The following is a 25516-nucleotide window of genomic DNA, read 5'->3' on the forward strand; positions in this document are numbered from 1 at the left end:
AAATATCTTGTTTATTATAACTGGGAACGGCCACATCAGGGCATCAATGGTAAAAAACCTATCGATATGGTCACCCTAAACAACAAATAAAAATACCTAATTCTGTTACCGAATTACTAAACCCTTACAATTGCGAGGTACGAAGCAATCCCGAACTCTGCAGATCCGATTTGCATAGCTACTCTGTAAGGCGGGGATTATTAATGTTTTTGATTTGATTTTTATAGGTATTAATGAGCTCCCTACGGTCGGTTATCTTCGTTCCTAGCAATGACGCGTGGGGATGTGCTTCATTAGAGGTCTAAAAACATTTAATAAATCATTTTTAGACAGCCGCTTTAACTTAGGGAATATGTGCTTTTGAGATAAAAATTCGTGAAATTCACATAATTCCATAAATTCGGTTCAGCATAACCATAATTTCTATGACTACCATTGAAAATGAATACCTGATAGCCCAAATTGATGCTAAAGGCGCACAGCTAAGCTCATTAATTGACAAGGCAACCGGAACTGAACATATGTGGCAGGCCGATGAATCCATCTGGCCATGGCATGCGCCAAATTTATTCCCGGTTGTGGGTGGTTTAATTGATAACGAGCTGGTGGTTGATGGGCAAAAATATCCCATGAGCAGGCACGGCTTTGCACGGCAGTCGGAATTTGTTTTACTGAATGCAGATGATGTTTCGGCCAGTTTTTCGCTGCCTTACTGCGATAAAACATTGCAGGTTTACCCCTACAAGTTCGACTACCAGGTATTATACACCCTTATTGATAACTCCCTCAGGATTACCTACAAGGTGATCAACCTTGATAAAAAAACCATCTATTTTTCGGTAGGCGCGCATCCGGCCTTTAATATCCCCTTTAACAAGGGCGAAAATTATGAGGATTACTACATAGAGTTTGAAACGGACGAACACCTGGAAACGGAGCTTTTATCGGGCGATGGTTTTTTCACCGGCGAAAGTCACCCCGTGCCTACTCCGGGCAATAAACTGCATTTAACCCGTCACCTTTTTGATGCCGACGCACTGGTACTAAAAAAGCTATCGTCAAGAATGGTAACCATTAAAAGCAACAAACACGATCAAACCCTATCGGTTGAGTTCCCGCATTTTGCTTACCTGGGCATCTGGGCCAAACCCGGCGCCGATTTTGTGTGCATTGAACCATGGCTGGGCTGTGCCGATACACAAGGTGAACAAAAAGATATCAGCAAAAAAGAATTGATCCAAAAGTTACATGCAGGCCATGTGTTTGAAGCGCCATTTTTTATAAGCCTGTAACGGGCGGACAGGTAACGGACACCTACGGACGGACGGACACCCTATAACAACGAGTCCTTAGAGACTTACGAAGTTTTAAAAACTTCGTAAGTCTGACATTCTACGATTGCTTCCCGCCTTGTATGACAAGTTATAAAACTGAAGTCGTCCTGAACTTGTTTCAGGATCCCACAGGACGGGTGGACGGCATGAAGTACACTTAGCATGTGGGGTGCTGAAACAAGTTCAGCATGACGTATTGGATTTTGAGGCGTGTGGACCTGTCAGTCTGAGCCTGTCGAAGACTCGCGCGGAGAGGCCTTTACCCGCTATCCTTCGACAGGCTCAGGATGACAGGCATTTTTGTTCTGTCACTTCCCCTTCAGAGGCCACCAGATTTTACCACTCAGCATGACATGGGGCATAAAAGAAATCTCTCTAAACTGTTTTCTGTGCCGATAATTTCTTTACCTCATCTTTGGTTTTGGCAAACCAAACCTTGCTTGCTTTACGTTCCATGGCGCTAAGCTGCGGTACTTCGTTCAGGATATCGGTAAAAACCTGGTGAGCATCATCATCGCGGCCTTGCCTCACCAAAAACATACCATACTCATAACGTGGCCCAAAGTACGAATAGCGCCCCTTCATGGCTTTAAACTCAGCCTCGGCTAAATCAACCTGCCCGGTATTTTCCAAAGCTATAGCATAACCTATATGCGCTTTTGAACGGGGGAACTGGGGCAGCTTATACAGTTTTTTGGCAATAGGGATAACCTCTTCATATCTGCCCTGGTTGGAGTAAGCCACAATAAGCTGGGTCATTACGTGTTCGTTCTCGGCAAATGCCCCTGTAAGGCTCGTTTCATACAGGTCGACAGCTTTATCGGTAAAACCAGACTCAAGGTAGGCATCAGCCAGTTTTACTTTGTTGGCAAAGGTATCTGTAAAGCGAAGGTCGTCTTCCAGCTTTTTGAGTTTAGCTCCCGGATTGAGTACAGCGCCTACATTAAGCTTCGGTACCCGCAAAGCAGAGCGATTGGTTAATATTTCGGAATAAATATAAATAAGGCTGCCAATAACCGGCAAAAATATGATGATCCACAGCCACTTTTGCTGTGTACCCCTGCGCAGGCAATGGATAGCGCAAATAGCCTCCAAAATAAGTGGAATATAATACAAACCGCCGCCGCCGAAAAGCATATTCATATTGTAAAAAGATATAGGATTATATATGTAATCCAAAAATAATAAAATACTGCTTTTGATGGTATTTTATTATTTCAAAAATCAATCTTTTACAACCTGGTTTAATATAGGATGATCTAGCGCGGCAATTTGGGTATGGCCGTTTTTCAATTCATCAAAAACCACTATCTCATTCAATCCTTTTTTTAACCAGCCGGCTGGTATGTACAAGGTTTGCTGCGGACCAACATTCCAGTATTTACCAATATTACGCCCGTTTAAAAATACGAAGCCTTTGCCAAATTTGCTCAGGTCTAAATAGGTATCACCGGTTTTGGTTAGCATGAACCTGCCCTTATATAAAGCAGGTTCCAGTTCATAAATATCTTTATTGGTAGCGTATTTAAACCCGGCAGTTGACTCAAACGGAAACTTATACATTTTCCAACCTAACAATTCCTCACCGTTCAGCGTTACCTTTTCTGTTATTCCCTGGCGGTTATCAGTTAAGTAAGGGCCGTAATTGATGCGGCCATTGTTTTCAACCAGTATATCAAGCACATCACCTTTCTTAGCAGCATTTAGTTGTAATGAATCTAAACGAAGATGCCTGTCTAAAACCCCAATACGTTTGTTGTTTAAATAAACAATTGCATAATCGCGCATTTCTTTAACCTTTAGCAAACCTTCCGCAGCACTTTTAAGCGTCGTTCGGTATAAAACAAAACCATAACCTTGGTTTAAATCCTCAAAACAAAGTGGCTTTTCGTTTATCACAGGCTTACCTAAATTGGCGAATAACGGCGTTCTATCCCATAGGGCTATGTTTGGGATAGCGATAGTTTTACTACTCGCAGGCACAGGTGGCAATGTTACACCTGCGGGTAAATGCTTTTGTATCACCTCCCTAAACTTGAAGAACTTTGCCGTAGGGTTACCTGATTCATCCAGTGGTGCGTCATAATCATAGCTTGATGTTTGCGGCGAGTATGGATCCTTTTTGCTCATGTTTGCCCCATTCATAAAAGCCCTTGTAGTGCCGCCATGAAACATGTACATGTTGATAGAGATTCCTGCAGCCAAAACTTCATCCAGCTTTTTAGCATCCTCGTCGGCCTTTGTGGTAGCATGCGGCGTGCCCCAACTATCAAACCAACCCGGGTACCACTCGGCAATGTAATATGGGCCTTTACCATCATGGTATTTATTAATGAGCGCTTTTACCTCTTTAGGGTTATCCAGCCCATTTACCGCAGGTAAGTAACCTGGCAAATAACCGGCAGGCAATTGCGAAGGACCATCGCAGGTAAACAATACACCATCAAACCCCGCCTCGCGGAATATTTTGCGGTTAATATCCAGGTATTCTTTATCGTTGCTGTATGAACCATATTCGTTCTCTATCTGCACCATTAAAATATTACCGCCATTGGTTACCAGGTACGGACTAAGCTGCTTACCTACCTGCATCACATAGTTTTTGTAGGCCTGCAAAAACTTAGGGTCCTTACCGCGCACCTTCAAATCCTTATCCTTGAGCAACCACCAGGGGTAGCCGCCAAATTCCCACTCGGCGCAGGCGTACGGGCTTGGGCGCATCACTACCCAAAGGCCTTCTTCTTTAGCTATTTTAACAAACTCGGCTATATCATTATTACCCGTAAAATCATAGGTACCCTGTACAGGCTCATGCGCGTTCCAAAAAACGTAGGTGCCAATGGTATTTAAGCCCATCGCTTTAGCCATCTTCATGCGTGAGCGCCAGTATTCGCGGGGCACACGGTAGCAATGCATCTCGCCCGAAATAAGCTGCAGGGGTTTTCCATCCAGCATAAAGGCAGTGTCGCCCAGGGCAAAGGTATGTTTAGCTGTTTGGGCGTTTAATGATGTAAAAGCTGCCATCAGCATAAGGCAGGCAATAATAATTCGTTTCATTTTTATTGATTGATGTATAAGCAAAAAGCCACCAGGGCTTAGCGTTCCTGGTGGCTTTGAATATTAAAATAACCCTATCTGACCTTTATCGTCAATATCAATATCGTCGGGATTGGTGATCTCGAAATCCACTTTCTTTGGTGGGGATTGCGCCGGCTTAGCGGGCGGTTCTACCGGTTCATCTTTGGGTTTCACTGATTCAGCTTCCTGCGAATCGGCAGGTTCAATTTCATCAGCTGCAGTTGTTGTTTCCTCCTCAGTATCCACAGCTTCGTCTGATTCTGCCTCCGTTACTTCTTCCTCAGGCTCCTCAACAACATCCTCGGTAACAATAAGCTCAACAGATTTTATAGGTAATTGCGACAGGCGATTACCCATAGCCTTCATGCCTTTTACATCTATTAAATCGGCAAGATTTACTTCAATTGTTTCGGGAGTTTGTTCTTTGCCTCTCAGCTGCACTATTTGAACCAGCTGGTTTGCTTTAGCAATATATACCAGTTTTGATCCTGGTTCATCACTGATGATGCTGATCTGTTTACCGATAGCGATATTCTCGAAAATGAAACGCTTTACCATATAGTTTTTCGATTTTCCATCCAGGTGGATAACCGAATAAACCTTTTTAGGATCATACTTTTCAATCAGGATCATTTTATCATCAAAATGATTATTCAGGTCGAAATTGGTGAGTTCATAAACACCGTTACTCAGTACGTTCAGGATACGGTCGTCGCCATCAAATTCGCCCAGGTATTTACCACGGCTATCGGCATTCAGTCTTTTCAGGATGTCGTCATACCAGATCTTTCTTCCGGCCAGGGTAGATACGCCCTTGCTTTTCAGCATTATCTTTTTAACCGGGTACTTGGTGATGATATTACCCATCGATCCACGGCCTTTAATGGCTATCATGGCGAAATCCTCATCAAACTGAAGCTTCTTCAATTTAGAGTGTGGCTTAAGCTGCACGTTTACAATTTCGGCCTCACCGTTGGAGTTAGCTGTAAAATACAACACCTTGGTTCCCTTGGTGCCTTTGGTAAGGTCATACTCCTTATCGCGGGTTACTCCCACTACCGAGAATCGTTTGATATAGGCGATACCGCTTTCGCCATCCTTGTAGATCATGTTATAAACGGTGCGCTCGTCGTTCTTTTTAAATACGGCTACGTGGATAATATCCTTACCCACAAAAACCTTATCCTGTACTTTGGTGATCACGCACCTACCGTCTGATCGGAAAACGATGATTTCATCAATATCAGAGCAATCGCCAACATACTCCACCTGCTCATCCTTTTTAAGGCCCGAGCCAACAAAGCCATCCACCTTGTTCACGTACAATTTGATGTTGGCCAATGCTACCTGGGCAGCTTCTACCTTATCAAAGGTGCGCAATTCGGTTTTACGATGACGATCCTTACCATACTTTTCCTTCAGTTTATTAAACCAGGCAATGGTGTAATCGGTAAGGTGTTTAAGGTGATGTTTTACTTCTTTAATTTCGTTTTCAAGCGTCTTCATCTGCTCATCCGCTTTTTTAACATCAAAACGGGTGATGCTGCTCATCGGCTTATCAATCAGCTTCTTATAATCTTCGGGCAAAATTACCCTGTAAAACAGCGGAAAGAAGGGTTCAAACAAACGGTTAAGTACTTCCAGTACCGTTTCAAAATTACCGGAGGTTTCATACTCGGGATTTTTATACATCCCTTCCTGGATAAATATTTTAAGTAACGAACTAAAAAATATCTTCTCCATCAATTCTTTAAGCCTGATATCCAGCTCCTGCTTAAGCAATTCTTTGGTAAAAAATGTACTCTCGGTAAGCATATCATTCACGCTCATAAAGCGCGGCTTATCAGACTGAATTACGCAGGTATTGGGTGATATGGAAACCTCGCAATCGGTGAAGGCATAAAGCGCATCGATAGTTACATCCGGAGAGATGCCCGGCGCCAGGTGGATAATGATCTCCACATTTTGCGCCGTATTATCTTCAATTTTTTTAATCTTGATCTTACCCTTATCATTGGCCGATATCACACTATCAATCAAGCCTCCGGTTGTGGTAGTAAAAGGTATTTCGGTAATGGCCAGCGTTTTTTTATCACGCTCCATAATTTTAGCCCTTACCCTTACCTTACCACCGCGCTGTCCCTCATTATAAGCAGAAGCATCGGCCATACCCCCGGTAGGGAAATCGGGTAATAAATTAGGTCGCTCGCCTTTTAATACAGCTATTGATGCATCAATCAGCTCAATAAAGTTATGCGGTAATATTTTAGTAGCCAAACCTACGGCAATACCCTCGGCCCCCTGGGCCAGTAGTAAAGGGAATTTTACAGGCAGTGTTATAGGCTCTTTGTTACGGCCATCATAGCTGGCCTGCCAAACAGTGGTATCGGCATTAAAAACAACATCCAAAGCAAATTTGGATAAACGGGCCTCGATATAACGGGGTGCCGCTGCCGAGTCGCCGGTTACAGGGTCGCCCCAGTTTCCCTGGCAATCAATCAGCAGGTTCTTCTGGCCTATCTGTACCATGGCATCCCCAATGGATGCATCACCATGCGGGTGGTATTTCATGGTATTACCAATTACGTTGGCTGCCTTATTAAAACGCCCATCGTCCATTTCCTTTAGGGAATGCAGGATACGGCGTTGTACAGGCTTTAAACCATCGTTGATGTGCGGTACCGCACGATCAAGAATTACGTAGGAGGCATAATCAAGAAACCAGTTTTCGTATAAACCGTCGAGTGAGGTAACGTTATGTAATGTTTCGTTATTATCGGCTGGTATCTCGTTTTGATTCAGATCTTCACTCATTATATGCTAAAAAACTTTTGGATGGGTAAAGATAAAAAAAGATGTGCGGATATGCAGATTTCAGATGTGCAAATGATTTTTTAGGTAGATAAATGTCAGAACCGGAATTTATCGAATTTGTAGAATTCTTTAAATTTAAAAATTTTGCCAATTCATTAATTCGATAAATTCCGGTTCTGACAAAAATCTGCACATCTGAAATCTGCACATCTGCACATCAATACCCCCTATCCCAGCTTTACAAAATGATTTAAACGCAGCTGCAGGTATTGGGCCTTTATCAGTAAAGTTTTGGTATTGATAAAGGGATCTACATCATTTGCGCGGCTCATTAAATCGCCTTTATATACCTGGTTAAAATCAAAATAGCTCAAGTTAAACTGCCATTTTTCTTTCAAAAAATTAATGATCTGCTCATCCTTTTCCAGTAACAACTCGTAGTTAACCACAAGGTAATCATCAACAGACAGTTTTTTAAGCGTTCTTAATATTTCTTCATTATAATTTATCCACACCCTTAAATAGGTTTCGGCATGTTCTGCATAAAATTTTGCTACCCTACGTTTACGCCTCAGGTATACCCACACTTGCCTTGAAAAATAATTGCGGGCCAGGTATTTTTTATCAATAACAGCAAAATCCCGTTTAAGCAACGAATTGATCACCGCGTTATAATCGCGCATAATAACCAGATATTTGGCCTCGGGCAGTAGTTTGTTATAAGTATCAAGGAACAGGCAGGTACGCGGGTCTTTCCAGCCCCATTGCTCATACAGTTGTTGTTTTATTTTAATAATAGTTTCCAGTTTGCCCAACTGATATGCCGAAAGTTCGATCTTTTTAGCATCAACCAGGCCAGATACATCGAGGCTGTTGTTGTCTAATATATCTTTATGAAGCCTTAAAAACTCTATATCCTCAAAATGCCCATCTACATTGCCGGTACCGCTCCCCAAAAGGCGTTCGCCTATTTCCAGGCCGCAGCGGTTGAGCCAGTTAGTTATTAACGAGGTACCGGAGCGGTGCATACCGGCTATTATTAATGTTTGATGTTGCATGAGTGTTAGTTTAATTGTGATTTAACCGGGGGCTGTTTAACAAAAAATATGGATTTTTGGCGCGATAAAAAGTGTTGATATTCTATGAAGGCGAAGAGTCTGTCTGTGCATCTGGCAATACCATAAGTATGGGTATTGATATATAGGTCGGGGGCCTGCGGCACCTCGAAAGGATCATTTACCCCTGTTAAATTACAAACCCGCTGAGGATCGTTCTGGGGCAGTTGCGCCCTATGGTATAGCCCTTTGGTATCGCGAAGCTTTAAAACGCTCATCGGGCAATCTACATGCACTACTTTAACATCGTCATAAGCATTAACCAAACCCTGGCGCATAGCTTCATAAGGCGTTATGGCGCTAATGATGGGAACAATACCTAGCACGCTGAATTTACTTGCTATAAAACCCAGCCGCCTGATGTTTTCAAAGCGATCGTCTTTTGAATATTTCAGATCAGGAAAAAGTTCCTGTCTGTATTCGTCGGCATCAATTACCTCTGTTAAAATTTGGGCCCGGCCAAGCCATTCTTTAACCTTTATAGCAAGGGTTGTTTTTCCGGCGCCGGATAGTCCACAAAGTAGTATGATCATAAAAATTAATTTTTAGTTGGGCAAGCGTTAAGCAGGTTGAATGTTAAACTTTTAATTAATTACCAGCTTAACGGCAAGTTTTCAGCTTAAATTGTAGCTAATAAAACGTGTATCGACAGAGAGTAGTTTTGTATCGACGAACGTACCATAAGTGCAGATGATGATTTTTTGAGTAACCGGCGATTGATACAATAAAAATAAATTTATATTTATTCTACTAAATACATAGACATTATAGAATTAATTATATATTTGTGGCAGATAGTTTGCAAATGGGGTTCATTTAACAGCTATAACGCAGGGCGCTGATTTGGCAGCAAAGCGGGATGGTTCGATTCCATCCCCTGCATCTTCTCTTCTCATATTTATGTTTTATAATTGGTTAAATTAGAGTTCCTGCCCATCAGGAGCTCTTTTTTTATTTGCAATTAACCTTTTGGAAACATTAAAATAACTTATTAAAATAATTTAAAAAGTTCTTTTATTTGAAAATTAGTTTTATTATGTTTGTACCAGTAATGCACAACTTGTTATTAAATGGAATTAATTTTAGCCTTATGTCGGTGAGGTTAAAACGGTTTTGTTAATTGGTTTGATAGAATCCTCGCTTCGGCGGGGGTTTTTTGTATTGTGATCTTTTTAATTCAACATATATATAACAAAGGTTCTTTAAAAAATTATGGCTCGATTAAATTTATTGGAAGAAACCCGGTACGAGAAGCTGCCGGTAACCGTTTATGGCACCCAGCAGGAAGCATCAATTGCGGTAGCATCAAGGATAGCAAAGCTTATCCGCGACAAGCAAAGCAAAGGCGAAAAAGCGGTGCTGGGTTTGGCTACCGGGGTTACCCCCGTGCGCGTGTATGCCGAACTGGTGCGCCTGCACCAGCAGGAAGGTTTATCATTCAAGAATGTCATCACCTTTAACCTGGATGAATACTATCCCATGAAGCCCAATGCCGCTCAAAGCTATGTTACTTTCATGTACGAGAATTTATTTAGCCATGTGGATATTGAGCCCGCCAATGTACATATTCCCGATGGTACCCTGAATAAAGATGCCGTGGCCGCTTTCTGCCTCGCTTATGAGCACCAGATTGAGGAATTGGGTGGCCTGGACCTCCAGATCCTGGGGATTGGCCGTACCGGTCACATCGGTTTTAACGAGCCGGGCTCTGCCCCCAACTCGGGTACCCGCCTGGTTACCCTGGATGACCTGACCCGGAATGATGCTTCCCGTGATTTTGGCGGCAAGGCCAATGTGCCTACCAAAGCCATCACCATGGGCATCGGCACCATTTTTAAAGCCCGCGAGATTATCCTGATGGCCTGGAGCGCCAAAAAAGCCCCCATCATCAAAAAAGCCGTGGAAGGCGAGATCTCGGGCGAAGTACCGGCTACCTACCTGCAGCTCTCTGATCATGTGGAGTTTGTACTGGACGAGGCGGCCGCTTCCGAGCTCACTCGTTTTGATACCCCGTGGCTGGTGAAAGATTGTTCCTGGGATGATAAAGTCCTGAGGAAAAAAGCGGTGATCTGGCTGGCCGATACCATCGGCAAACCGGTATTGAAACTCACCGAAGAGGATTACAATAACCATGGCATGGCACAGCTTGCCGTGGAGCAGGGACCTGTTTACAACATCAACATTGATATTTTTAACCAGATCCAGCATACCATTACCGGCTGGCCGGGTGGTAAACCAGATGCGGATGATTCCCAGCGCCCGGAAAGGGCTTTGCCGGCCAAGAAACGCTCGGTGATCTTTTCCCCGCATCCCGATGATGACGTGATCTCTATGGGGGGTACGTTTATCCGCCTGGTGGACCAGGGGCATGATGTGCATGTGGCTTACCAGACCTCGGGCAATACCGCCGTTTGGGATGATGATGTATTGCGTTATATGGAATTCGCCATCGACTTTACGCATAGCATTGGCGAGGATAATGGTCATCTAACCTCCTTATACGAAGAGATGCGCGCCTTTTTCCCGCAGAAACAGCCTAACCAGATCGATACCCGCGAGATCCGGGATGTGAAAGGCTTTATCCGCAAAACAGAGGCCATCTCGGGCGCCCGTTACGCGGGTTTAAGCGATGACCATATCCATTTTATGGCCCTGCCTTTTTATGAAACGGGCAAAACCAAAAAGAACACCGTAGGCGAGGAGGATATCCAGTTAACCATCGACCTGCTTCAAAAGATAAAACCGCAGCAGATCTTTGCTGCCGGTGATTTTGCCGATCCGAATGGTACGCACCTGGTATGTTTTAACATTATCCTGGCCGCCCTTAACCGCCTGAAAGTGACCGAGGACTGGGTAAAGGATTGCTGGCTGTGGATGTACCGCGGGGCATGGCACGAGTTTGAGACCCACGAGATTGAAATGTCGGTGCCTTTATCACCCGAGGAGGTGATCCGCAAGCGGAACGCCATCTTCAAACACCAGTCGCAAAAGGATCGTCCGGTATTCCCCGGTGATGATGCTCGCGAGTTTTGGGTGAGGGCTGAAGACAGAACACGTGATACCGCAAAACGTTATGACCGTTTAGGGCTTGCTGAGTACGAAGCCATGGAAGCGTTTAAGCGATATATATTTTAAAAACATTCTATTACCCCATCGGCTGTGTCATCACAGCCGATTTACTTTAACAATTCATAATGGAAGATCCCTGGGCAACGGGGAAGCAATGTAATATTAATAGCGCATAGCGATGGGTTTAAAAACTCATCGCTATATTTATAAAATAACAATCGCAGACTATGAGTGCAACCATTACTACCGAAAAGCCCGCAAGGCTTCTCTCTTTAGATGTTTTTAGAGGCCTCACCATAGCTGCCATGATCCTGGTTAACGACCCCGGCGACTGGGGCCATATCTATGCACCATTAGAGCACTCCAAATGGAATGGCTGCACACCTACCGACCTGGTGTTTCCGTTTTTCCTGTTCATGGTTGGGGTATCGGTGGTGTACGCTATGGAGAGCAAAAAGGCGGCTCTGCCCCATGGCAAGTTAATTTTAACGGCCCTTCGTCGTACGGCAATATTGATTGCTATTCCCTGGATCACTCAATTGATATTTCATCCCGATGGCGGCTTCGCGCATTTACGCCTGCCGGGGGTACTCCCCCGTATAGCGCTGGTTTATTTTATCTGTACGGTACTCTATTTAAAAACATCCCAAAAAACACGCGATTGGATTTTTGCCGGCGCATTAGTTGGATACTTTATCATCATGACCTTTATCCCTGTACCGGGTGTAGGTTATGCCAACCTGGAGCCCGAAACCAATATGGGGGCATGGATAGACAGATTGGTATTTACCACAAACCACCTCTGGCGCGAATCGCATACCTGGGATCCGGAGGGCTTGCTGGGTACTTTGCCGGCAATGGCTACCGGCCTGTTTGGTATAAGAGTTGGCACCTGGCTCAAACGTAAAGACCGTGATGACCAGGTTAAAGTGAGCTGGATGTTTACCTATGGCGTATTAGCCGTTATAGCAGGATTGGTCTGGGACTTATTTTTCCCCATTAATAAAGCCTTGTGGACAAGCTCATTTGTGCTTTACACCGGCGGGCTTGCAACAATAGCACTTGCCTTAAGCTACTGGCTTATTGATGTACAGGGATATAAAAAATTTACATATTTCTTTGTGGTTTTTGGAGCAAATGCCATTACCGCCTATGTGCTATCAGGTTTCATTCCTCATTATATGGGGATGATAAAAATTGGCGGAGGATCAATTTATCATACTTTTTTTGCCCCTTATTTTTCGCCGGTAAATGCTTCCCTGGCAAGCGCCATATTTACGGTTATTATTTTATGGCTGGTGATGTGGATACTGTATATTAGGAAAATATTTATCAAAATATAATAAATGAAACTTAACCTTACCTTTTTTGCCCTTGTTGGCATTATCTTTTTATCAACTACCAGCCTAAAGGCACAAACAACTACCGATTCATTTACGCCATCGCATTTAAAAGCAGCAGAGCAATATTTAATTGCAACCGGTATAAACACGCAATTTGAAGGAATTATAGATAATATGATCAGCGCATCAAGTGCGCAAATTCCAGAAGCACAACGACCAACATTTTTAAAAGTAATGAAAGTGTTTATGAGCAAATATTACACCTGGGATACGCTGAAAGATCGCTTTGCCAAACTGTATGCATCTGAGCTTTCTGAAGTGGAACTTAATCAACTATCCACCTTTTATAATTCACCAATTGGTAAAAAAATAAGCTCAAAAACACCCCTCTTAATGCAAAAAAGCATGGCTATTGGGCAACAAACAATTGCTGTTCACAGGTCAGAACTTGAGCAAATGATGAAAGACGCCTTTCAAACGATAGAAGCCCCTGCTAAACAATAAATTAACCGGTAACAATTTGTAACTAATAATTTCGTTTAGCATCTTAGCATAAAATATTCCCTACACAATATATGAATTTAAACAAACAACTTTCTGTAGCAGCTATAGCTTTGCTTATAGCCTCGGGAGGTACTTTTGCACAAGTAAAAAAAAGGCCGGCTCCATCGCCAAAAAGCAAACCCGTTGCAGCACAACTACTTGCAAAAGGCGATGTATTACCTGTTGATAAACAGGTGATCATTGGCAAATTACCAAACGGACTAACTTATTACATCAGGCAAAATGTTGAACCCAAAAACAAAGCCGAACTTTACCTGGTAAACAAGGTAGGATCGGTGTTGGAAACCGACGATCAGCAGGGGCTGGCGCATTTTACAGAGCATATGGCTTTTAATGGCACCCGCGATTTCCCAAAAAATCAAATGGTTGATTACCTGCAAAAATCAGGCGTAAAATTTGGCGCCGATTTAAATGCCTATACTTCATTTAACGAAACCGTTTACCAGTTACCTATACCAACAGATACCGCTGCAATTTTCAACAATGGTTTTAAAATACTGGCCAACTGGGCAGGCTACGTGAGCTTTGATCCTACGGAGATAGATAAAGAGCGTGGTGTTGTTTTAGAAGAAGAACGTTTACGCGGAAAAAATGCACAGGAACGCCTGCAACAACAGGTACTTCCCGTATTGCTTAATAACTCGCGTTATGCTTTACGCCTGCCAATAGGTAAAGAAGATATCCTTAAAAACTTTAAACCGGAAACTATTAAGAGCTTTTACCATGACTGGTACCGCCCCGATTTGCAGGCGGTAATAGCCGTTGGTGATTTTGACCCCAAACAGGTTGAAGCCCTCATCAAACAAAACTTTTCGGGCTTACAAAATCCAGCTGGCGAAAAACCACGTGTAAAATATACAGTACCTGCTACGCCAGGCACCGTTGTTAAAATAGCTACTGATAAAGAGTTCCCTTACACACTTGCTCAAATTGTTGTAAAACATCCGGGCACAACGGTTAAAAACACTAACGACTATATGCAGAGTGTTAGGGTACAACTATTTAACCAGATGTTAAATTCCCGCCTGGGCGAATTGCTGCAAAAACCAAATCCGCCGTTTTTATTTGGTCGTTCAAGCTATGGTGGCTTTTTAGGGGAGCAGGATGCATTTACATCTATAGCTGTAGCTAAACCAGGTGAACTGGAAGGAGCAATTAAAGCTGTAGTAGCCGAAACTGAAAGAGCTCGCAAATTTGGTTTTACACTTACCGAATTGGAGCGCGCCAAGCAAGATGCTTTGGTACAAATGGGCAATGCCTATAAAGAGCGTGATAAAACAAGATCTGCAAACTTTGTACGTGAGTACCAGCAACATTTCTTAGAGGGTGAGGCCATACCGGGTATTGATTTTGAATACAATTTTTACGTAAACAACATTGGTAAAATTACCCTGGCCGAAATGAACGCCCTTGCAGGCAAATTTATTGGCGATCAAAACAGGGCAGTGATTGTTGAAGCTCCCGAAAAAGATAAAGCTACCTTACCATCAGAAAGCACTTTATTGCAATGGATCAGCAGCGCAGGCCAAAATGTTACGGCTTATGTTGATAATGTATCGTCGGATCCATTATTAAGCAAATTACCGGAAGGCACTAAAGTGGTTAATACCGCGGCCGATTCGGCTATTGGTACAACAACCTTAACTTTGGGTAACGGCCTTAAGGTAGTACTTAAACCAACCGACTATAAAAACGACCAAATCCTGATAAACGGCTATGCATTTGGCGGTTCGTCACTGGCCAGCGATGATGATTTTACATCAGCCAACCTTGCGTCGTCTATCATCAGTAACAGCGGGGTTGCCCAGTTTAACCAGGGTATGCTTGATAAAAAACTCGCCGGCAAAAATTTAAATATCAGTCCTTACATCAGCGAGTTTGCACAAGGTATTACCGGGAGCTCATCACCTGCCGATTTTGAAACCGCGTTACAACTCATCTACCTGTATTTTACGCAACCACGTAAGGACAACGATATTTGGCAATCAACAATTTCCCAAACCAAATCTGTACTGGCCAATAGAGGTCTTGATCCGCCGAGTGTGTTCCAGGATACCGTATCAGCCGTTTTAAGTAGCTATAATTTTAGGGGAATGGTAACTAAGCCCGAAAGACTCAACGCTGCTACGCTTGATAAGGCATATGCTTTTTATAAAAACAGGTTTGCAGATGCCAGCAACTTTACTTTCACATTAGTGGGTAACTTTGATGTGGAAATGGTAAAACCTTACCTGGAGCATTATTTAGGGGGGCTGCCATCAACCAACAGTAAAGAAACTTACAAGAACCTTAAAATTCAACCGCCTGCTGGTGAGATCACCAAAATAGTAAATAAAGGTGTGGCCGAAAAAAGCAGTGTTCAATTGGTTTTTAGTGGCGATTATGACTACAACGATGCTAACAACATCCAGATGGATGCGCTTGAAGAAGTGTTGAACATTAAACTGATTGAGCGTTTACGCGAACAGGAAAGCGGCGTTTATGCGCCTGGTGTAAGGGCGGGTTACCATAAAATTCCTGGTGGCCGATATTCAATTACAGTTTATTTTGGATGCGCGCCTGAAAATGTTGACAAAATGATAGCATCTACTTTAGATGAGATAGCCAAAATTAAACTAAACGGCGCCCAACCTGCAGATATCCAGAAATTTGTTGCCGAAGAAGCCCGCACAACCCGCGAGCAAATGAAAGAAAATATTTTTTGGGCCGGATACCTTGCTTCATCATCACAAAATGGCGAAAACCCGGATGAGATCCTGAAACATGTAGGTAACCTTGAACAGGTAACCGTTCAAAGCACCAAAGATGCCGCCAACAAATACCTTAGCGGTAAAAACCTGATTAAACTAATACTAATGCCCGAGAAAAAATAGCCCTCGCGCTGATACTTAAAAACGCCCTGCCGGATAATCCTGACAGGGCGTTTTTTGTTGGTCGGTATTTTACGTTAAAGCTGTTTTCTTACTGGCCATTTGTCTCATTAACTATTGCCTACCCTATCCTTCTCATCCGCGGCGCTGCCGTCTGATCGCTTAGCCACCTTGTATGATTTGCCAAAACGATAGGTAAAGGCAAGTGTAAACACCCTTGTATCCCTCCGTAATTTAAAATATTCGGTAGCGTTAGGGAACTGGGTTAGCCCTTCCATCGCATTGGTATAAAAAATATCCCGCGCGCTGAACTTTAAAGTGGCCTTCTTTTTTAACAAGGGCCTTGATATGCCCAGGGATAACTGCCCGGTGGGGGATAATAATTCCTGCACATCGTTGCGGGCCTTTGTGGTATAAAAACCAGAGATCTCGGCGGTATAAATTTTGGCTATGGTAAACTGGTTATTAGCATTAAGATTAAGTTGATCTATTTTACTGGTATAAGTATTGCCGTTAAAGCCTTTCAATTGCTTGTGATTATACAGGGCCTCCATAGTTACATTCCACCAGTTAAACGGCGATACCGACAGTGTGGATGACAGGCCCAAATTATAGGTACTGCCAACATTGCCTTGCGTATACAAAAGTATTCCCTTGGCCTCATCGTTAAGAAACAGCTGCGAAAAGTAATTTTTGATATTGCTGTAAGATATGCTGGTAGTAAGCAGGTTTTTATATTGGTGGCTTAGCTCAAAGTTCCAGCTGTACTGCGGTAAAAGGTATGGGTTACCTGTTTGGTAGGTATACTTGTTGATGATAATATAAAACGGGTTCAGGTTTTGAAATACCGGTCTGTCAATACGCCGGCCAGCCGTTAGTGTAAAACTGTTGGATGAATCTGCCTGGTAACTAATGTAGCCACTGGGGAAAAAGCCGCCATAATTGCGGGAGAAGGCTGAATCCTTTTGAATCGCATTCCCCAGCTGATGGGCTTTATAGCTGGTATACTCGTACCTAACACCAGCCTGAACAGTTAACTTTGAATACTTCTTTTCGAAAGTGCTGTAAACGGCATTGACATTCTCTTTGTATAAAAAGTGGTTGCTTTTACTGTAGTCTTCCGTCCACTGCAAATCATCAAGATTTTCATACAACGCGGTATTATCGGTATTGCTATACGATGATTTGTAGCCGGATTGAAACGTGCCACTTTTATCGGTACGCAATGTATAATCAACCTTTCCCGAAACAATATTTATGATTGTAGGCACGTTGCCGCGGTATATATCCTGGTACCCGCCTGGAGCAAGCAGCGTATTGTTAAAACTTTGTTGAGTAAGGAAATTATAATGCAGCCAATCAATATCAGCCCCAAGATCCTGCGATGGAGATATAGTGTGCCGGGCATTTAAATTTATAGAACCGTTTTTAAAATGGGTATGGCTTTTGTTGGTGGTTGCTATGGCAGAATCCACTGCGTTATCAGTATTTAACCAGTTGGCTATCGCCCTGTTATTGCCATGCCTGCCAACAAGAGTACCACTCAATACAATACCTAAAGTTGTTTTAGGGCTAACATAATAATCAAGCCCGGTTTTAATAGTATTATTTAAAGACGTACCTGATAAATAAGAAGACTGATCAAGCTTTGCTGTTAGTATATTGTTGGCATCGTAATACTTTCTTAACGCATACAGATCTAACAGGTACTCCACAAAATTCATGTTGTAATTAAAAAAGGTATTGATCTTCCCTGTGCGATAATTTAAAACCAGGCTGTTGCTGTTTTTTGGATAAACACCTTGCCCAACCGAAGTTGTAAAAGAGCCGTTGAAGCCCTTTTGTTTATTCTTCTTTGTTTTAATGTTGATAATCCCCGCATTGCCGCTTGCATCATACCTGGCAGTAGGGTTGGTGATAAGTTCTATCTGCGCTACCTGTGCCGAGCTCATACTGCTCAGCAAGTTGTTCAGGTCGGCGCCGGATAGGTAGGTGGGTTTATCATCTATCATAACCAAAACGCCGGCTTTACCTTGCAAGGCTATGCCTCCGTTACGATCAACAGTTACTCCCGGCGATTTCTCCAAAACCTCCAGTACGGTTGAGCCTATACTAGTAACAGAAGCATCCACATTCAACACAGTTTTACCTTCTTTTTGCTGAACAAAGGGGGTATTGGCAACAATGCTCACTTCCTGCAATGCTGTACTTGATGGCTGCAATATCACGGTATCGGCAGATACGTTAACAGGAAAGTGGTAAACACGGGTATTTTGGGGTTTATAGCCCGTATAGGTAATTAAAAATGTATATGCACCAGCCGCAATGTCGCTAAATGAAGCCTCTCCCATTATATTGCTCATGATAGTCTTTACAGGCTTATCACCCTGTACCAATTTTACCGTAGCCCCCGCTGCCGGCTGCGACTTTTCATTTAAAACTGTAATTACAAATTCAGGCTTATCCGTATATGCCGGCTGACTATAAACACCTGAACAAAGAAATAACAACAAAATAAAGCAGTACCTTTTTAACATCATATCAACTAATGTAATCAGAAATTCATAACTAAGACGCTTACTGTCTTTAAGTGTTACATCGGTTATATGCCATCTTGCCTAACTGCAATATCTTACTGTACTCCTTTGATCAAATGGCCAATGCGCATTTACAATTGGAAAGCGGAAGGGCTGTAGGGGAAGGGAACGCTGGCATTTTAAGCCAACACATCGGGGGTAATCACCTGTTTGCCCCTTAAATTACCTTTTATATATTTGAGTTAAATGCATCTTCTCTCTATCAGCCAACAAATTCTGCAGGGAATTAAGCAAACCAGCTACCTGGAGTGGATAGGGGCTATTACAGGCATTGCCTGTGTTTACCTGGCTGCCCGGCAAAATATCTGGAACTGGTTAACCGGCATCATCAGCGTAACGGCTTACCTCATTGTTTTTTTTGAGAATGGACTGTTTGGCGATGCTTACCTGCAAATTTATTTCCTGGGTACAGGGATTTATGGCTGGTATTTTTGGTTGCGAAAAAAAGAGAGACATGAGAAACCGGTGAGCACCCTTAGTCCAAAAGAATATGGATTGGTGATCCTGGCTACATTGTCTTTATCATTATTATTGGGCTTATATCTTCAAAAATTCACCTCGAGTACCGTTCCTTATATCGATGGCTTTTGTACAGCAATAAGCTTTGTGGCGCAATTGCTCATGACCCGGAAGATACTCCAAAACTGGGCGCTTTGGGTATTTGTTGATATTTGCTATGTGCCGCTATACATTTATAAAAGCCTGTATGTAACTGCCATATTATATATTGTGTTGCTGATATTGGCTACTATAGGTTATATTGACTGGTATAAGGAATATAAAGCAATAAAACCTGCCGAAGAAGTATAACTTCTACTCAAAAACCATCTCGTCATCAACCCATCCATCCAATTCATATGGGTTATGGCTTACTATGAGGGTTGTTGTGCCCAGTTCCTGCAAAATTATTTTTAACTCGGCTATCAGTTCTGTTTTCATTTTTGGGTCGAGCGCGGAGAAGGGCTCATCCATTAAAAGCAGTTTGGGTTTGGTAGTCATGGCTCGCAGGATAGCCAGCCGTTGTTGTTGCCCACCAGATAAATACTCTGGCTTATGCGTTTGTAACGTTTCCAGCTTGCCTAATAATAGTAATCGTTTTATCCATTGTGCATCAGTGGTGGCATATTCCAGGTGCTGCCTCACAGTCATATTGGGGAACAGGGCATATTGCTGAAATACAAAGCCCACATTCCTTTTTTGAGTAACTAAATTAACCTTTGCTGCTGTATCAAACCAGGTAACGCCATCGGCAATAATTGTTCCTTTTTCGGGGTTGATTAAACCTGCAATCAATTTAAGGAAAGTGGTTTTACCGGAGCCCGAAGGCCCATATATTTTGGTGATACTGCCTGTTATGAATTGCTTATCAATCCGCAATACCTGCTGGCCATGGTAGGCTTTTAGTTTTTTTTCGATAGCTATACTGATCATCCTAAAGGGCTTTTGGCTCGATACCTGTTAAACACAAAAACAGCTATTACCAGTACAAACGTAATGGAAAACAAAATGAGCGAATAATTATTGGCCGCCGCATAATCCATTTTCTCTACCGAATCATATACCGCTATGGAAGCTACCCGGGTAACGCCGGGTATGTTGCCACCTATCATCAGCACCACCCCAAACTCGCCCAGGGTGTGGGCAAACGTGAGTACAATAGCTGTTAATAACGATGGCTTAATATTGGGCAATAAAACGCTTTTAAATGTTTGCCACGGGGTTTTACCTAAAGTATACGAAGCCTCTGATAAAGCAGCGGGTAATTGCTGCAAAGCAGATTTTACCGGACCAACCATAAAGGGCATACTGTAAATTACCGAAGCCAGTATCAGGCCCTGGAACGAGAATACAAACTGTACATCAAAACTATCATGCAGCCATTTACCCAAGCCGTGCTGCGGACTAAAAGCCAGGAGCAAATAAAACCCCAATACCGATGGCGGCAGTACCAATGGCATAGTAATAATGGCTTCGATAATTATTTTAAAAAAAGATGTTCCCCGCGAAAGCCACCAGGCAAACGGCACGCCAATAAACAGCAGCAAAGCTGTTGTAATACCGGCCAATTTTAAAGTAAGCCATATTGGGGAAAGGTCCATCAACAAAAATAGGGGTTATTGCATATGGTAACCATAGCTTGTAAAAATACTTTTAGCTGCCGGGCTTAATATATACCTGTAAAACTTTTCGGCTGCGGTGTTGCCGGCACCGTGTTTCAATATCACCATCCCCTGCAATATAGGTGTATAATCCTTAGGGTTGATAACCTTATAATATAAAGCGGTTTTATGCTCTGTTTCCTTAATAAATGATTGTGTGGTAAACCCAATATCGGCAACCCCGGTTGTGATGTAGGTATTTACCTGCGATATACTTTCACCATAAACTGTTTTAGACTTTACGTCATCTAAAATGCCCTTCTTTTTTAATACTTCTTCGGCTGCTTTGCCGTAGGGCGCAATCGCCGGGTTGGCTATTGCAATCTTTTTTACCCTGGCGGTTAATAAAAGTCGTTCCCAGTTATTAAAGCCTATATTTTGCCAGCTACAGATAATGAGACTACCTTGGGCGTATACAACCGGTTTATCTGTAGCGAAGCCATTTTTAAACAAAGTTTCGGGGAAACTCATGTCGGCAGATAAAAACACATCAAAGGGAGCGCCATTACTGATCTGCGCCACCAACTTGCCCGATGAACCGATGACAGGTTCAATTACAATTCCCGTTTTTTGCCTGAAATCTTTTTGCAATGCTTCAATAACCGATTGCAGGTTGGCTGCAGCCGCAACCCGCACATCTTGTGCATATCCGGGCAAATGTGCCATTATGCTCAAAGCAATAAAAAAAATTATGCTTTTTAATGGCTTGCTATTGTATTGTTCGTGCTTCATGGGTTTTTATTTTTATCTACTAAGCCGGCGTCGGTTTCTATTGGTATTAAAGCGTATCAGAAATTAAAAAACAACGGGCTCAACGGTATAACAGCACAAATATATACTTGTTATGCCGTTTATTGATTTATATATTAGTGGAGTTCCGCAGTTAAATAAACCAATTTTACATCAATTTAAAACAAAAAAACTTTAATAAAGACCTGCCTTTCTATGAAAAAAATTTTCAGTAAAGCCCTTCTGGTACCCCTTATTACACTTGCCATTTTAGGTGCCGAAGCCTGTAGCAAAAAAACTACTGTTGCTACGCCCTCACCAGTTACACCGGTAACGCCAACACCCCCTTTAACCAGCGACGTTGCCATGTGGCTTACCACCGCAGATCAATCTCAGGCTTTTACTAAACAAAACGTAGCTATAAACTTTGGCACCGGCACCACAGCTGGTACCGTCATTAATATAGATGCCGCTACAACCTACCAAACCATTGAAGGCTTTGGCTATTGCCTTACCGGGGGCAGCGCACAGGTTATTAACCTGATGAACGATGCACAAAAAAACGACCTGTTAACAGACCTGTTTGCAACAGACGGCACACACATCGGCGTAAGTTACCTCAGGATCAGCATTGGCGCATCAGACATGAGCGCATTTGATTATACCTATGATGAAGTTACGCCCGGCCAAACCGATGTCGACCTTAAAAGCTTCTCTATAGTTCAGGAAAAAACAGATCTGATCCCTGTATTAAAAAAGATCCTCGCTATCAATCCAAACATAAAAATACTGGCCTCCCCATGGACCGCCCCAACCTGGATGAAAAGCGCCGTAATTGGCGATGGCGGTTTTAAAGGCGGGAATTTAAACACTGCTTATTATGATGCCTATGCCCGCTACTTTGTAAAATACATACAGGCCATGAAAGCCGAGGGTATAACCATTGATGCCATTACCCCGCAAAATGAGCCGCTAAATGCCTATAATAATCCGGCGATGACCATGCAAGCCAGCGAACAGGCCGATTTTATAAAAAACAACCTGGGGCCGCAATTTAAAACAGCAGGGCTAAGCACCAAAATTATAGCCTATGATCATAATGCCGACCATACCGATTACCCTACGGATATTTTTAAGGATGCTGCTGCCAGCGCCTATATTGATGGTTCTGCATTCCATTTGTATGCGGGCAATATTAATTCGCTTTTGGCCCTGCATGATGCCTATCCCAACAAGAACCTTTATTTTACCGAGCAGTACACGCCATCAGAAGGAGGTTTTGCAGGCGACCTTTCCTGGCATTTTACCAACTTAATTATTGGGGCTACCCGCAACTGGTGCCGCAATGTATTGGAATGGAACCTGGCCACCGACCCAAGTTACGGCCCTCATACCGGCGGTGGCTGCAGTACCTGCCGCGGCGCTATCACCGTTAACGCATCATCGGGTGTTACCCGCAATGTATCCTATTATATAATAGCCCATGCATCAAAATTTGTAAGGCCCGGCGCAGTACGTATAGCCTCAGATTACCTATCGGCATTACCTAACGTAGCATTCAAAAACACAGATGGATCAAAGGTGCTCATTGTTTTAAACCCCGGCAGTACACAACAAACTTTCAGCTTTAAAATTGATGGTAAATCGGCGCTTACTACGCTTGCAGCAGGCGCGGTTGCCACTTATGTGTGGTAATTTTCAATACTTTATAAAAGTTTCATTAAAGTTAATTTACTTCAAAAAAATCTTTAAATAACTGTATTATATACTTTTAATAGGATTATAAAAAGAAATATACTATTATTGTATCCGGCCTGACGCTAACCAAACTAACCAGCTTTCGTACCTGCAAAACCAAGCTGCGGGTACGAAAGAAAATTACCCCGTTACCTGCGTATGTATAAACTTTTATCGAGATATTTTACCCCGGCTTTACTGTTATTTCTTTGTCTCGTTAATAGCGTATCTGCACAAATTGCTGTACCGCTGAATGATAAAGTTAAGCAACACATATTTGAATATAAGCAGGTGTATTATTTTGAAGATACTACAGCTCAGTTAAAATTCAGCGAGGCCGATATCTCTGGTTTTGACAAACATTTCCGGGTAAATCCAGAACCTACCCCGGTAACCAGGAACGTTAACTCCGCCTATTGGTACCGCATAAAAATAGGCCATACCGCCGGCACTAAAAACAACTGGCTGCTGGAGTTTTTCGATCAGACGATAGATAGCATTACCGTTTATTCGCCCATCGCTCCCAATAAATATACCCCAACACTTTTGGGCAGCAGCCGTCCCTTTTCGGATAGGTTTTATCACCATAAAAATTTCAGTCTGAATTTAAATACCCCTAAAGACGCGGATGCCATCTATTACATCCGCATCAGATCGCACCATTCTGTGAACGTGATTATGGTTTTGCGTACGGTGAGCTGGTTTATCAGCTACGCGCTTGATGAGTATTTCTTTTTTGGGGTGTTTTATGGAATGATATTGGTTTTCGGCCTGTACAACCTCATGATGTTTATAGCTATGCGCAAGGTGCAGTACCTATACTACATCGCCTATAACATCAGCATCGGTCTTTACGAAATGTGCGCCGATGGCATAGCCTATCAATACATCTGGCCCAACAACCCGGGTTGGAATCAGTATGCTTATGGCATAGCCTTGTTTGCCGCCAGTATTTTTGCAGTCCTGTTTACCCAAAGCCTGCTCAATTTAAAGGTAAACGCGCCCCGTTTACATCAAGCTACCAGTTTGGTAACAGTGTTGCGCTGCTTGTATTTTCTGGCTTGCATCACCATAAACAACAGTTGGTTTAACTATAAGATCATTGAGTTTATACCGCTGCTGCTGGCCTTTTATGCGGGTTGCTATACCTGGGCCACCGGGTACAAACCCGCCCGCTTTTTTGTTATCGGTTATTGCTTTTTGCTGATAGGTTTTGTTATTAAAAGCTGCATTGCCTTAAATATGTGGTTTTTGCCGGTTACCGAGTTTGATTACTATAGCCTGAGCGTTTGCTTTATCACCGAAATGCTTTTCATATCCTTTGCTATTGGCGATAAAGTAAGGATCCTGAAGAAGGAAAAGGATGATGCCCAGCAGGATATCATTCAACAAATGAAACAGAATGAGGAATTAAAAGACATTTTGAATAAACGCCTGGAAGAGCAGGTACAGCAACGCACCAAAGAGCTGGTTGAAAAATCATCCATGATTGCAGAGCAGAACGAGGAGCTGCGATCAGTGAACGACCTGCTGCAGCACCAGGCAGAAGAAATTTCGCGCATGAATGTGCTGCTCGAAAAAGATAATGTTACCCTGCATAACAACATCGAGAAGGTAACTCACGACCGTGTAATGTCGGCCGAGGTAGATTTTGAGGAGTTCAGCAGGATTTATCCCGATAGGGAAACCTGTTTCAAATTCTTGTCTGATCTGAAATGGGAGAACGCTTACGCCTGCCGAAAATGTAGTGGTTTACATTATGGCGGCGGGCATTTACCTTATAGTCGCAGGTGTTCAAAATGTGGTTATGAAGAATCGGTGATAGCCTATACCATTTTACAAAACACCCGCATCCCTATCAACAAAGCCTTTTACATGATTTTTTTAATGTACTCTACCAAAGGCAAGATCTCATCTCATAAACTATCCGAAATCCTGTCTATCCGTCAAAGCACCTGCTGGGCTTATAGCACACGGATTAAAAAGGCAATGGAGGCCCGAAAAAAGGAGATTAAAAACGCCGGGGCGAAGGGCTGGAGTAAATTGGTGATTGATAATTCGGTGGATTGAGCAAAGATTAGGGCTTAAAGTGCTAAAAATGCACCTT

17 protein-coding genes are annotated in these 25516 nt (G+C 42.9%); 8 read left to right on the forward strand and 9 right to left on the reverse strand.

Annotation, left to right across the window (positions count from 1 at the left end):
- Positions 1 to 425: 425 nt before the first annotated feature.
- Positions 426 to 1292 carry an aldose 1-epimerase family protein gene (locus Q0R88_RS15980; protein WP_295717890.1) on the forward strand — a complete coding sequence of 289 codons (867 nt, stop codon included), beginning with the start codon at positions 426 to 428 and terminating at the stop codon, positions 1290 to 1292.
- 417 nt (positions 1293 to 1709) lie between these two features.
- Here Q0R88_RS15980 and Q0R88_RS15985 read toward each other — a convergent pair whose 3' ends face one another.
- From Q0R88_RS15985 to Q0R88_RS16005, 5 genes are all read right to left on the reverse strand, one after another.
- Positions 1710 to 2477 (reverse strand): PLDc N-terminal domain-containing protein, encoded by a 768-nt coding sequence (locus Q0R88_RS15985; RefSeq protein WP_295717891.1) that lies wholly within the window; start codon positions 2475 to 2477, stop codon positions 1710 to 1712.
- 81 nt (positions 2478 to 2558) lie between these two features.
- On the reverse strand, positions 2559 to 4391 hold the full coding sequence (locus tag Q0R88_RS15990) for a glycoside hydrolase family 35 protein (protein ID WP_295717894.1): 1833 nt from the start codon (positions 4389 to 4391) through the stop codon (positions 2559 to 2561).
- Between the two features lie 63 nt (positions 4392 to 4454).
- Complete coding sequence (locus tag Q0R88_RS15995; RefSeq protein WP_295717896.1) at positions 4455 to 7226, reverse strand: DNA gyrase/topoisomerase IV subunit A; 2772 nt, start codon at positions 7224 to 7226, stop codon at positions 4455 to 4457.
- Positions 7227 to 7453: 227 nt separating this feature from the next.
- Entirely contained in the window at positions 7454 to 8284 is an 831-nt protein-coding gene (locus tag Q0R88_RS16000; protein ID WP_295717899.1) for a sulfotransferase, read from the reverse strand.
- 5 nt (positions 8285 to 8289) lie between these two features.
- A complete protein-coding gene (locus Q0R88_RS16005) occupies positions 8290 to 8874 on the reverse strand; it encodes an adenylyl-sulfate kinase (RefSeq protein ID WP_295717903.1) in 585 nt (194 codons plus the stop codon).
- A gap of 679 nt (positions 8875 to 9553) precedes the next feature.
- Here Q0R88_RS16005 and nagB point away from each other — a divergent pair.
- From nagB to Q0R88_RS16025, 4 genes are all read left to right on the forward strand, one after another.
- Positions 9554 to 11476: a glucosamine-6-phosphate deaminase gene (gene nagB, locus Q0R88_RS16010; protein ID WP_295717905.1), complete on the forward strand. Its 1923-nt coding sequence runs from the start codon at positions 9554 to 9556 to the stop codon at positions 11474 to 11476.
- A 161-nt stretch (positions 11477 to 11637) separates the two neighbouring features.
- Positions 11638 to 12753 carry a DUF5009 domain-containing protein gene (locus Q0R88_RS16015; protein ID WP_295717907.1) on the forward strand — a complete coding sequence of 372 codons (1116 nt, stop codon included), beginning with the start codon at positions 11638 to 11640 and terminating at the stop codon, positions 12751 to 12753.
- A gap of 3 nt (positions 12754 to 12756) precedes the next feature.
- Positions 12757 to 13257 carry a DUF2059 domain-containing protein gene (locus Q0R88_RS16020; RefSeq protein WP_295717908.1) on the forward strand — a complete coding sequence of 167 codons (501 nt, stop codon included), beginning with the start codon at positions 12757 to 12759 and terminating at the stop codon, positions 13255 to 13257.
- Positions 13258 to 13328: 71 nt separating this feature from the next.
- Complete coding sequence (locus Q0R88_RS16025; protein ID WP_295717909.1) at positions 13329 to 16190, forward strand: M16 family metallopeptidase; 2862 nt, start codon at positions 13329 to 13331, stop codon at positions 16188 to 16190.
- A 107-nt stretch (positions 16191 to 16297) separates the two neighbouring features.
- On the opposite strand, the gene Q0R88_RS16030 is transcribed toward Q0R88_RS16025, so the two are convergent.
- Complete coding sequence (locus Q0R88_RS16030; RefSeq protein ID WP_295717911.1) at positions 16298 to 18727, reverse strand: TonB-dependent receptor; 2430 nt, start codon at positions 18725 to 18727, stop codon at positions 16298 to 16300.
- 243 nt (positions 18728 to 18970) lie between these two features.
- Between Q0R88_RS16030 and pnuC the strand changes: the two genes are divergently transcribed.
- Entirely contained in the window at positions 18971 to 19594 is a 624-nt protein-coding gene (pnuC, locus tag Q0R88_RS16035; RefSeq protein ID WP_295717912.1) for a nicotinamide riboside transporter PnuC, read from the forward strand.
- A 3-nt stretch (positions 19595 to 19597) separates the two neighbouring features.
- Here the strand turns inward: pnuC and Q0R88_RS16040 are convergent, their stop codons facing one another.
- The 3 genes from Q0R88_RS16040 to modA are packed head-to-tail and all read right to left on the reverse strand — an operon-like array spanning position 19598 to position 21675.
- Positions 19598 to 20215: an ATP-binding cassette domain-containing protein gene (locus Q0R88_RS16040; protein ID WP_295717914.1), complete on the reverse strand. Its 618-nt coding sequence runs from the start codon at positions 20213 to 20215 to the stop codon at positions 19598 to 19600.
- The gene (modB, locus tag Q0R88_RS16045) at positions 20212 to 20883 is read right to left on the reverse strand and encodes a molybdate ABC transporter permease subunit (protein ID WP_295717916.1); all 672 of its coding nucleotides are present in this window, start codon (positions 20881 to 20883) and stop codon (positions 20212 to 20214) included. The genes Q0R88_RS16040 and modB overlap by 4 nt, the downstream gene beginning before the upstream one ends.
- A 15-nt stretch (positions 20884 to 20898) precedes the next feature.
- The gene (modA, locus tag Q0R88_RS16050) at positions 20899 to 21675 is read right to left on the reverse strand and encodes a molybdate ABC transporter substrate-binding protein (protein WP_295717918.1); all 777 of its coding nucleotides are present in this window, start codon (positions 21673 to 21675) and stop codon (positions 20899 to 20901) included.
- Between the two features lie 213 nt (positions 21676 to 21888).
- Here modA and Q0R88_RS16055 point away from each other — a divergent pair, with 213 nt between their 5' ends.
- Together Q0R88_RS16055 and Q0R88_RS16060 are read left to right on the forward strand one after the other, a co-directional pair.
- Positions 21889 to 23367, forward strand: a complete 1479-nt coding sequence (locus tag Q0R88_RS16055; RefSeq protein WP_295717920.1) for a glycoside hydrolase family 30 beta sandwich domain-containing protein — start codon at positions 21889 to 21891, stop codon at positions 23365 to 23367.
- Between the two features lie 201 nt (positions 23368 to 23568).
- Positions 23569 to 25479 carry a 7TM diverse intracellular signaling domain-containing protein gene (locus Q0R88_RS16060; protein ID WP_295717922.1) on the forward strand — a complete coding sequence of 637 codons (1911 nt, stop codon included), beginning with the start codon at positions 23569 to 23571 and terminating at the stop codon, positions 25477 to 25479.
- Positions 25480 to 25516: the final 37 nt, after the last annotated feature.

It is taken from the genome of Mucilaginibacter sp., from assembly GCF_025362475.1.
Taxonomy (GTDB): Bacteria; Bacteroidota; Bacteroidia; order Sphingobacteriales; family Sphingobacteriaceae; genus Mucilaginibacter.

What these genes read in the sequence shown, in the direction of transcription:
- Q0R88_RS16005 (WP_295717903.1), bottom strand. Translation starts at nt 8,874, where the DNA reads ATGATCATACTACTTTGTGGACTATCCGGCGCCGGAAAAACAACCCTT.
- Q0R88_RS15990 (WP_295717894.1), bottom strand. Translation starts at nt 4,391, where the DNA reads ATGAAACGAATTATTATTGCCTGCCTTATGCTGATGGCAGCTTTTACA.
- nagB (WP_295717905.1), top strand. Translation starts at nt 9,554, where the DNA reads ATGGCTCGATTAAATTTATTGGAAGAAACCCGGTACGAGAAGCTGCCG.
- Q0R88_RS16040 (WP_295717914.1), bottom strand. Translation starts at nt 20,215, where the DNA reads ATGATCAGTATAGCTATCGAAAAAAAACTAAAAGCCTACCATGGCCAG.
- Q0R88_RS16020 (WP_295717908.1), top strand. Translation starts at nt 12,757, where the DNA reads ATGAAACTTAACCTTACCTTTTTTGCCCTTGTTGGCATTATCTTTTTA.
- Q0R88_RS16055 (WP_295717920.1), top strand. Translation starts at nt 21,889, where the DNA reads ATGAAAAAAATTTTCAGTAAAGCCCTTCTGGTACCCCTTATTACACTT.
- Q0R88_RS16015 (WP_295717907.1), top strand. Translation starts at nt 11,638, where the DNA reads ATGAGTGCAACCATTACTACCGAAAAGCCCGCAAGGCTTCTCTCTTTA.
- modA (WP_295717918.1), bottom strand. Translation starts at nt 21,675, where the DNA reads ATGAAGCACGAACAATACAATAGCAAGCCATTAAAAAGCATAATTTTT.
- pnuC (WP_295717912.1), top strand. Translation starts at nt 18,971, where the DNA reads ATGCATCTTCTCTCTATCAGCCAACAAATTCTGCAGGGAATTAAGCAA.
- Q0R88_RS16030 (WP_295717911.1), bottom strand. Translation starts at nt 18,727, where the DNA reads ATGATGTTAAAAAGGTACTGCTTTATTTTGTTGTTATTTCTTTGTTCA.
- Q0R88_RS16000 (WP_295717899.1), bottom strand. Translation starts at nt 8,284, where the DNA reads ATGCAACATCAAACATTAATAATAGCCGGTATGCACCGCTCCGGTACC.
- modB (WP_295717916.1), bottom strand. Translation starts at nt 20,883, where the DNA reads ATGGACCTTTCCCCAATATGGCTTACTTTAAAATTGGCCGGTATTACA.
- Q0R88_RS16060 (WP_295717922.1), top strand. Translation starts at nt 23,569, where the DNA reads ATGTATAAACTTTTATCGAGATATTTTACCCCGGCTTTACTGTTATTT.
- Q0R88_RS15985 (WP_295717891.1), bottom strand. Translation starts at nt 2,477, where the DNA reads ATGAATATGCTTTTCGGCGGCGGCGGTTTGTATTATATTCCACTTATT.
- Q0R88_RS15980 (WP_295717890.1), top strand. Translation starts at nt 426, where the DNA reads ATGACTACCATTGAAAATGAATACCTGATAGCCCAAATTGATGCTAAA.
- Q0R88_RS16025 (WP_295717909.1), top strand. Translation starts at nt 13,329, where the DNA reads ATGAATTTAAACAAACAACTTTCTGTAGCAGCTATAGCTTTGCTTATA.
- Q0R88_RS15995 (WP_295717896.1), bottom strand. Translation starts at nt 7,226, where the DNA reads ATGAGTGAAGATCTGAATCAAAACGAGATACCAGCCGATAATAACGAA.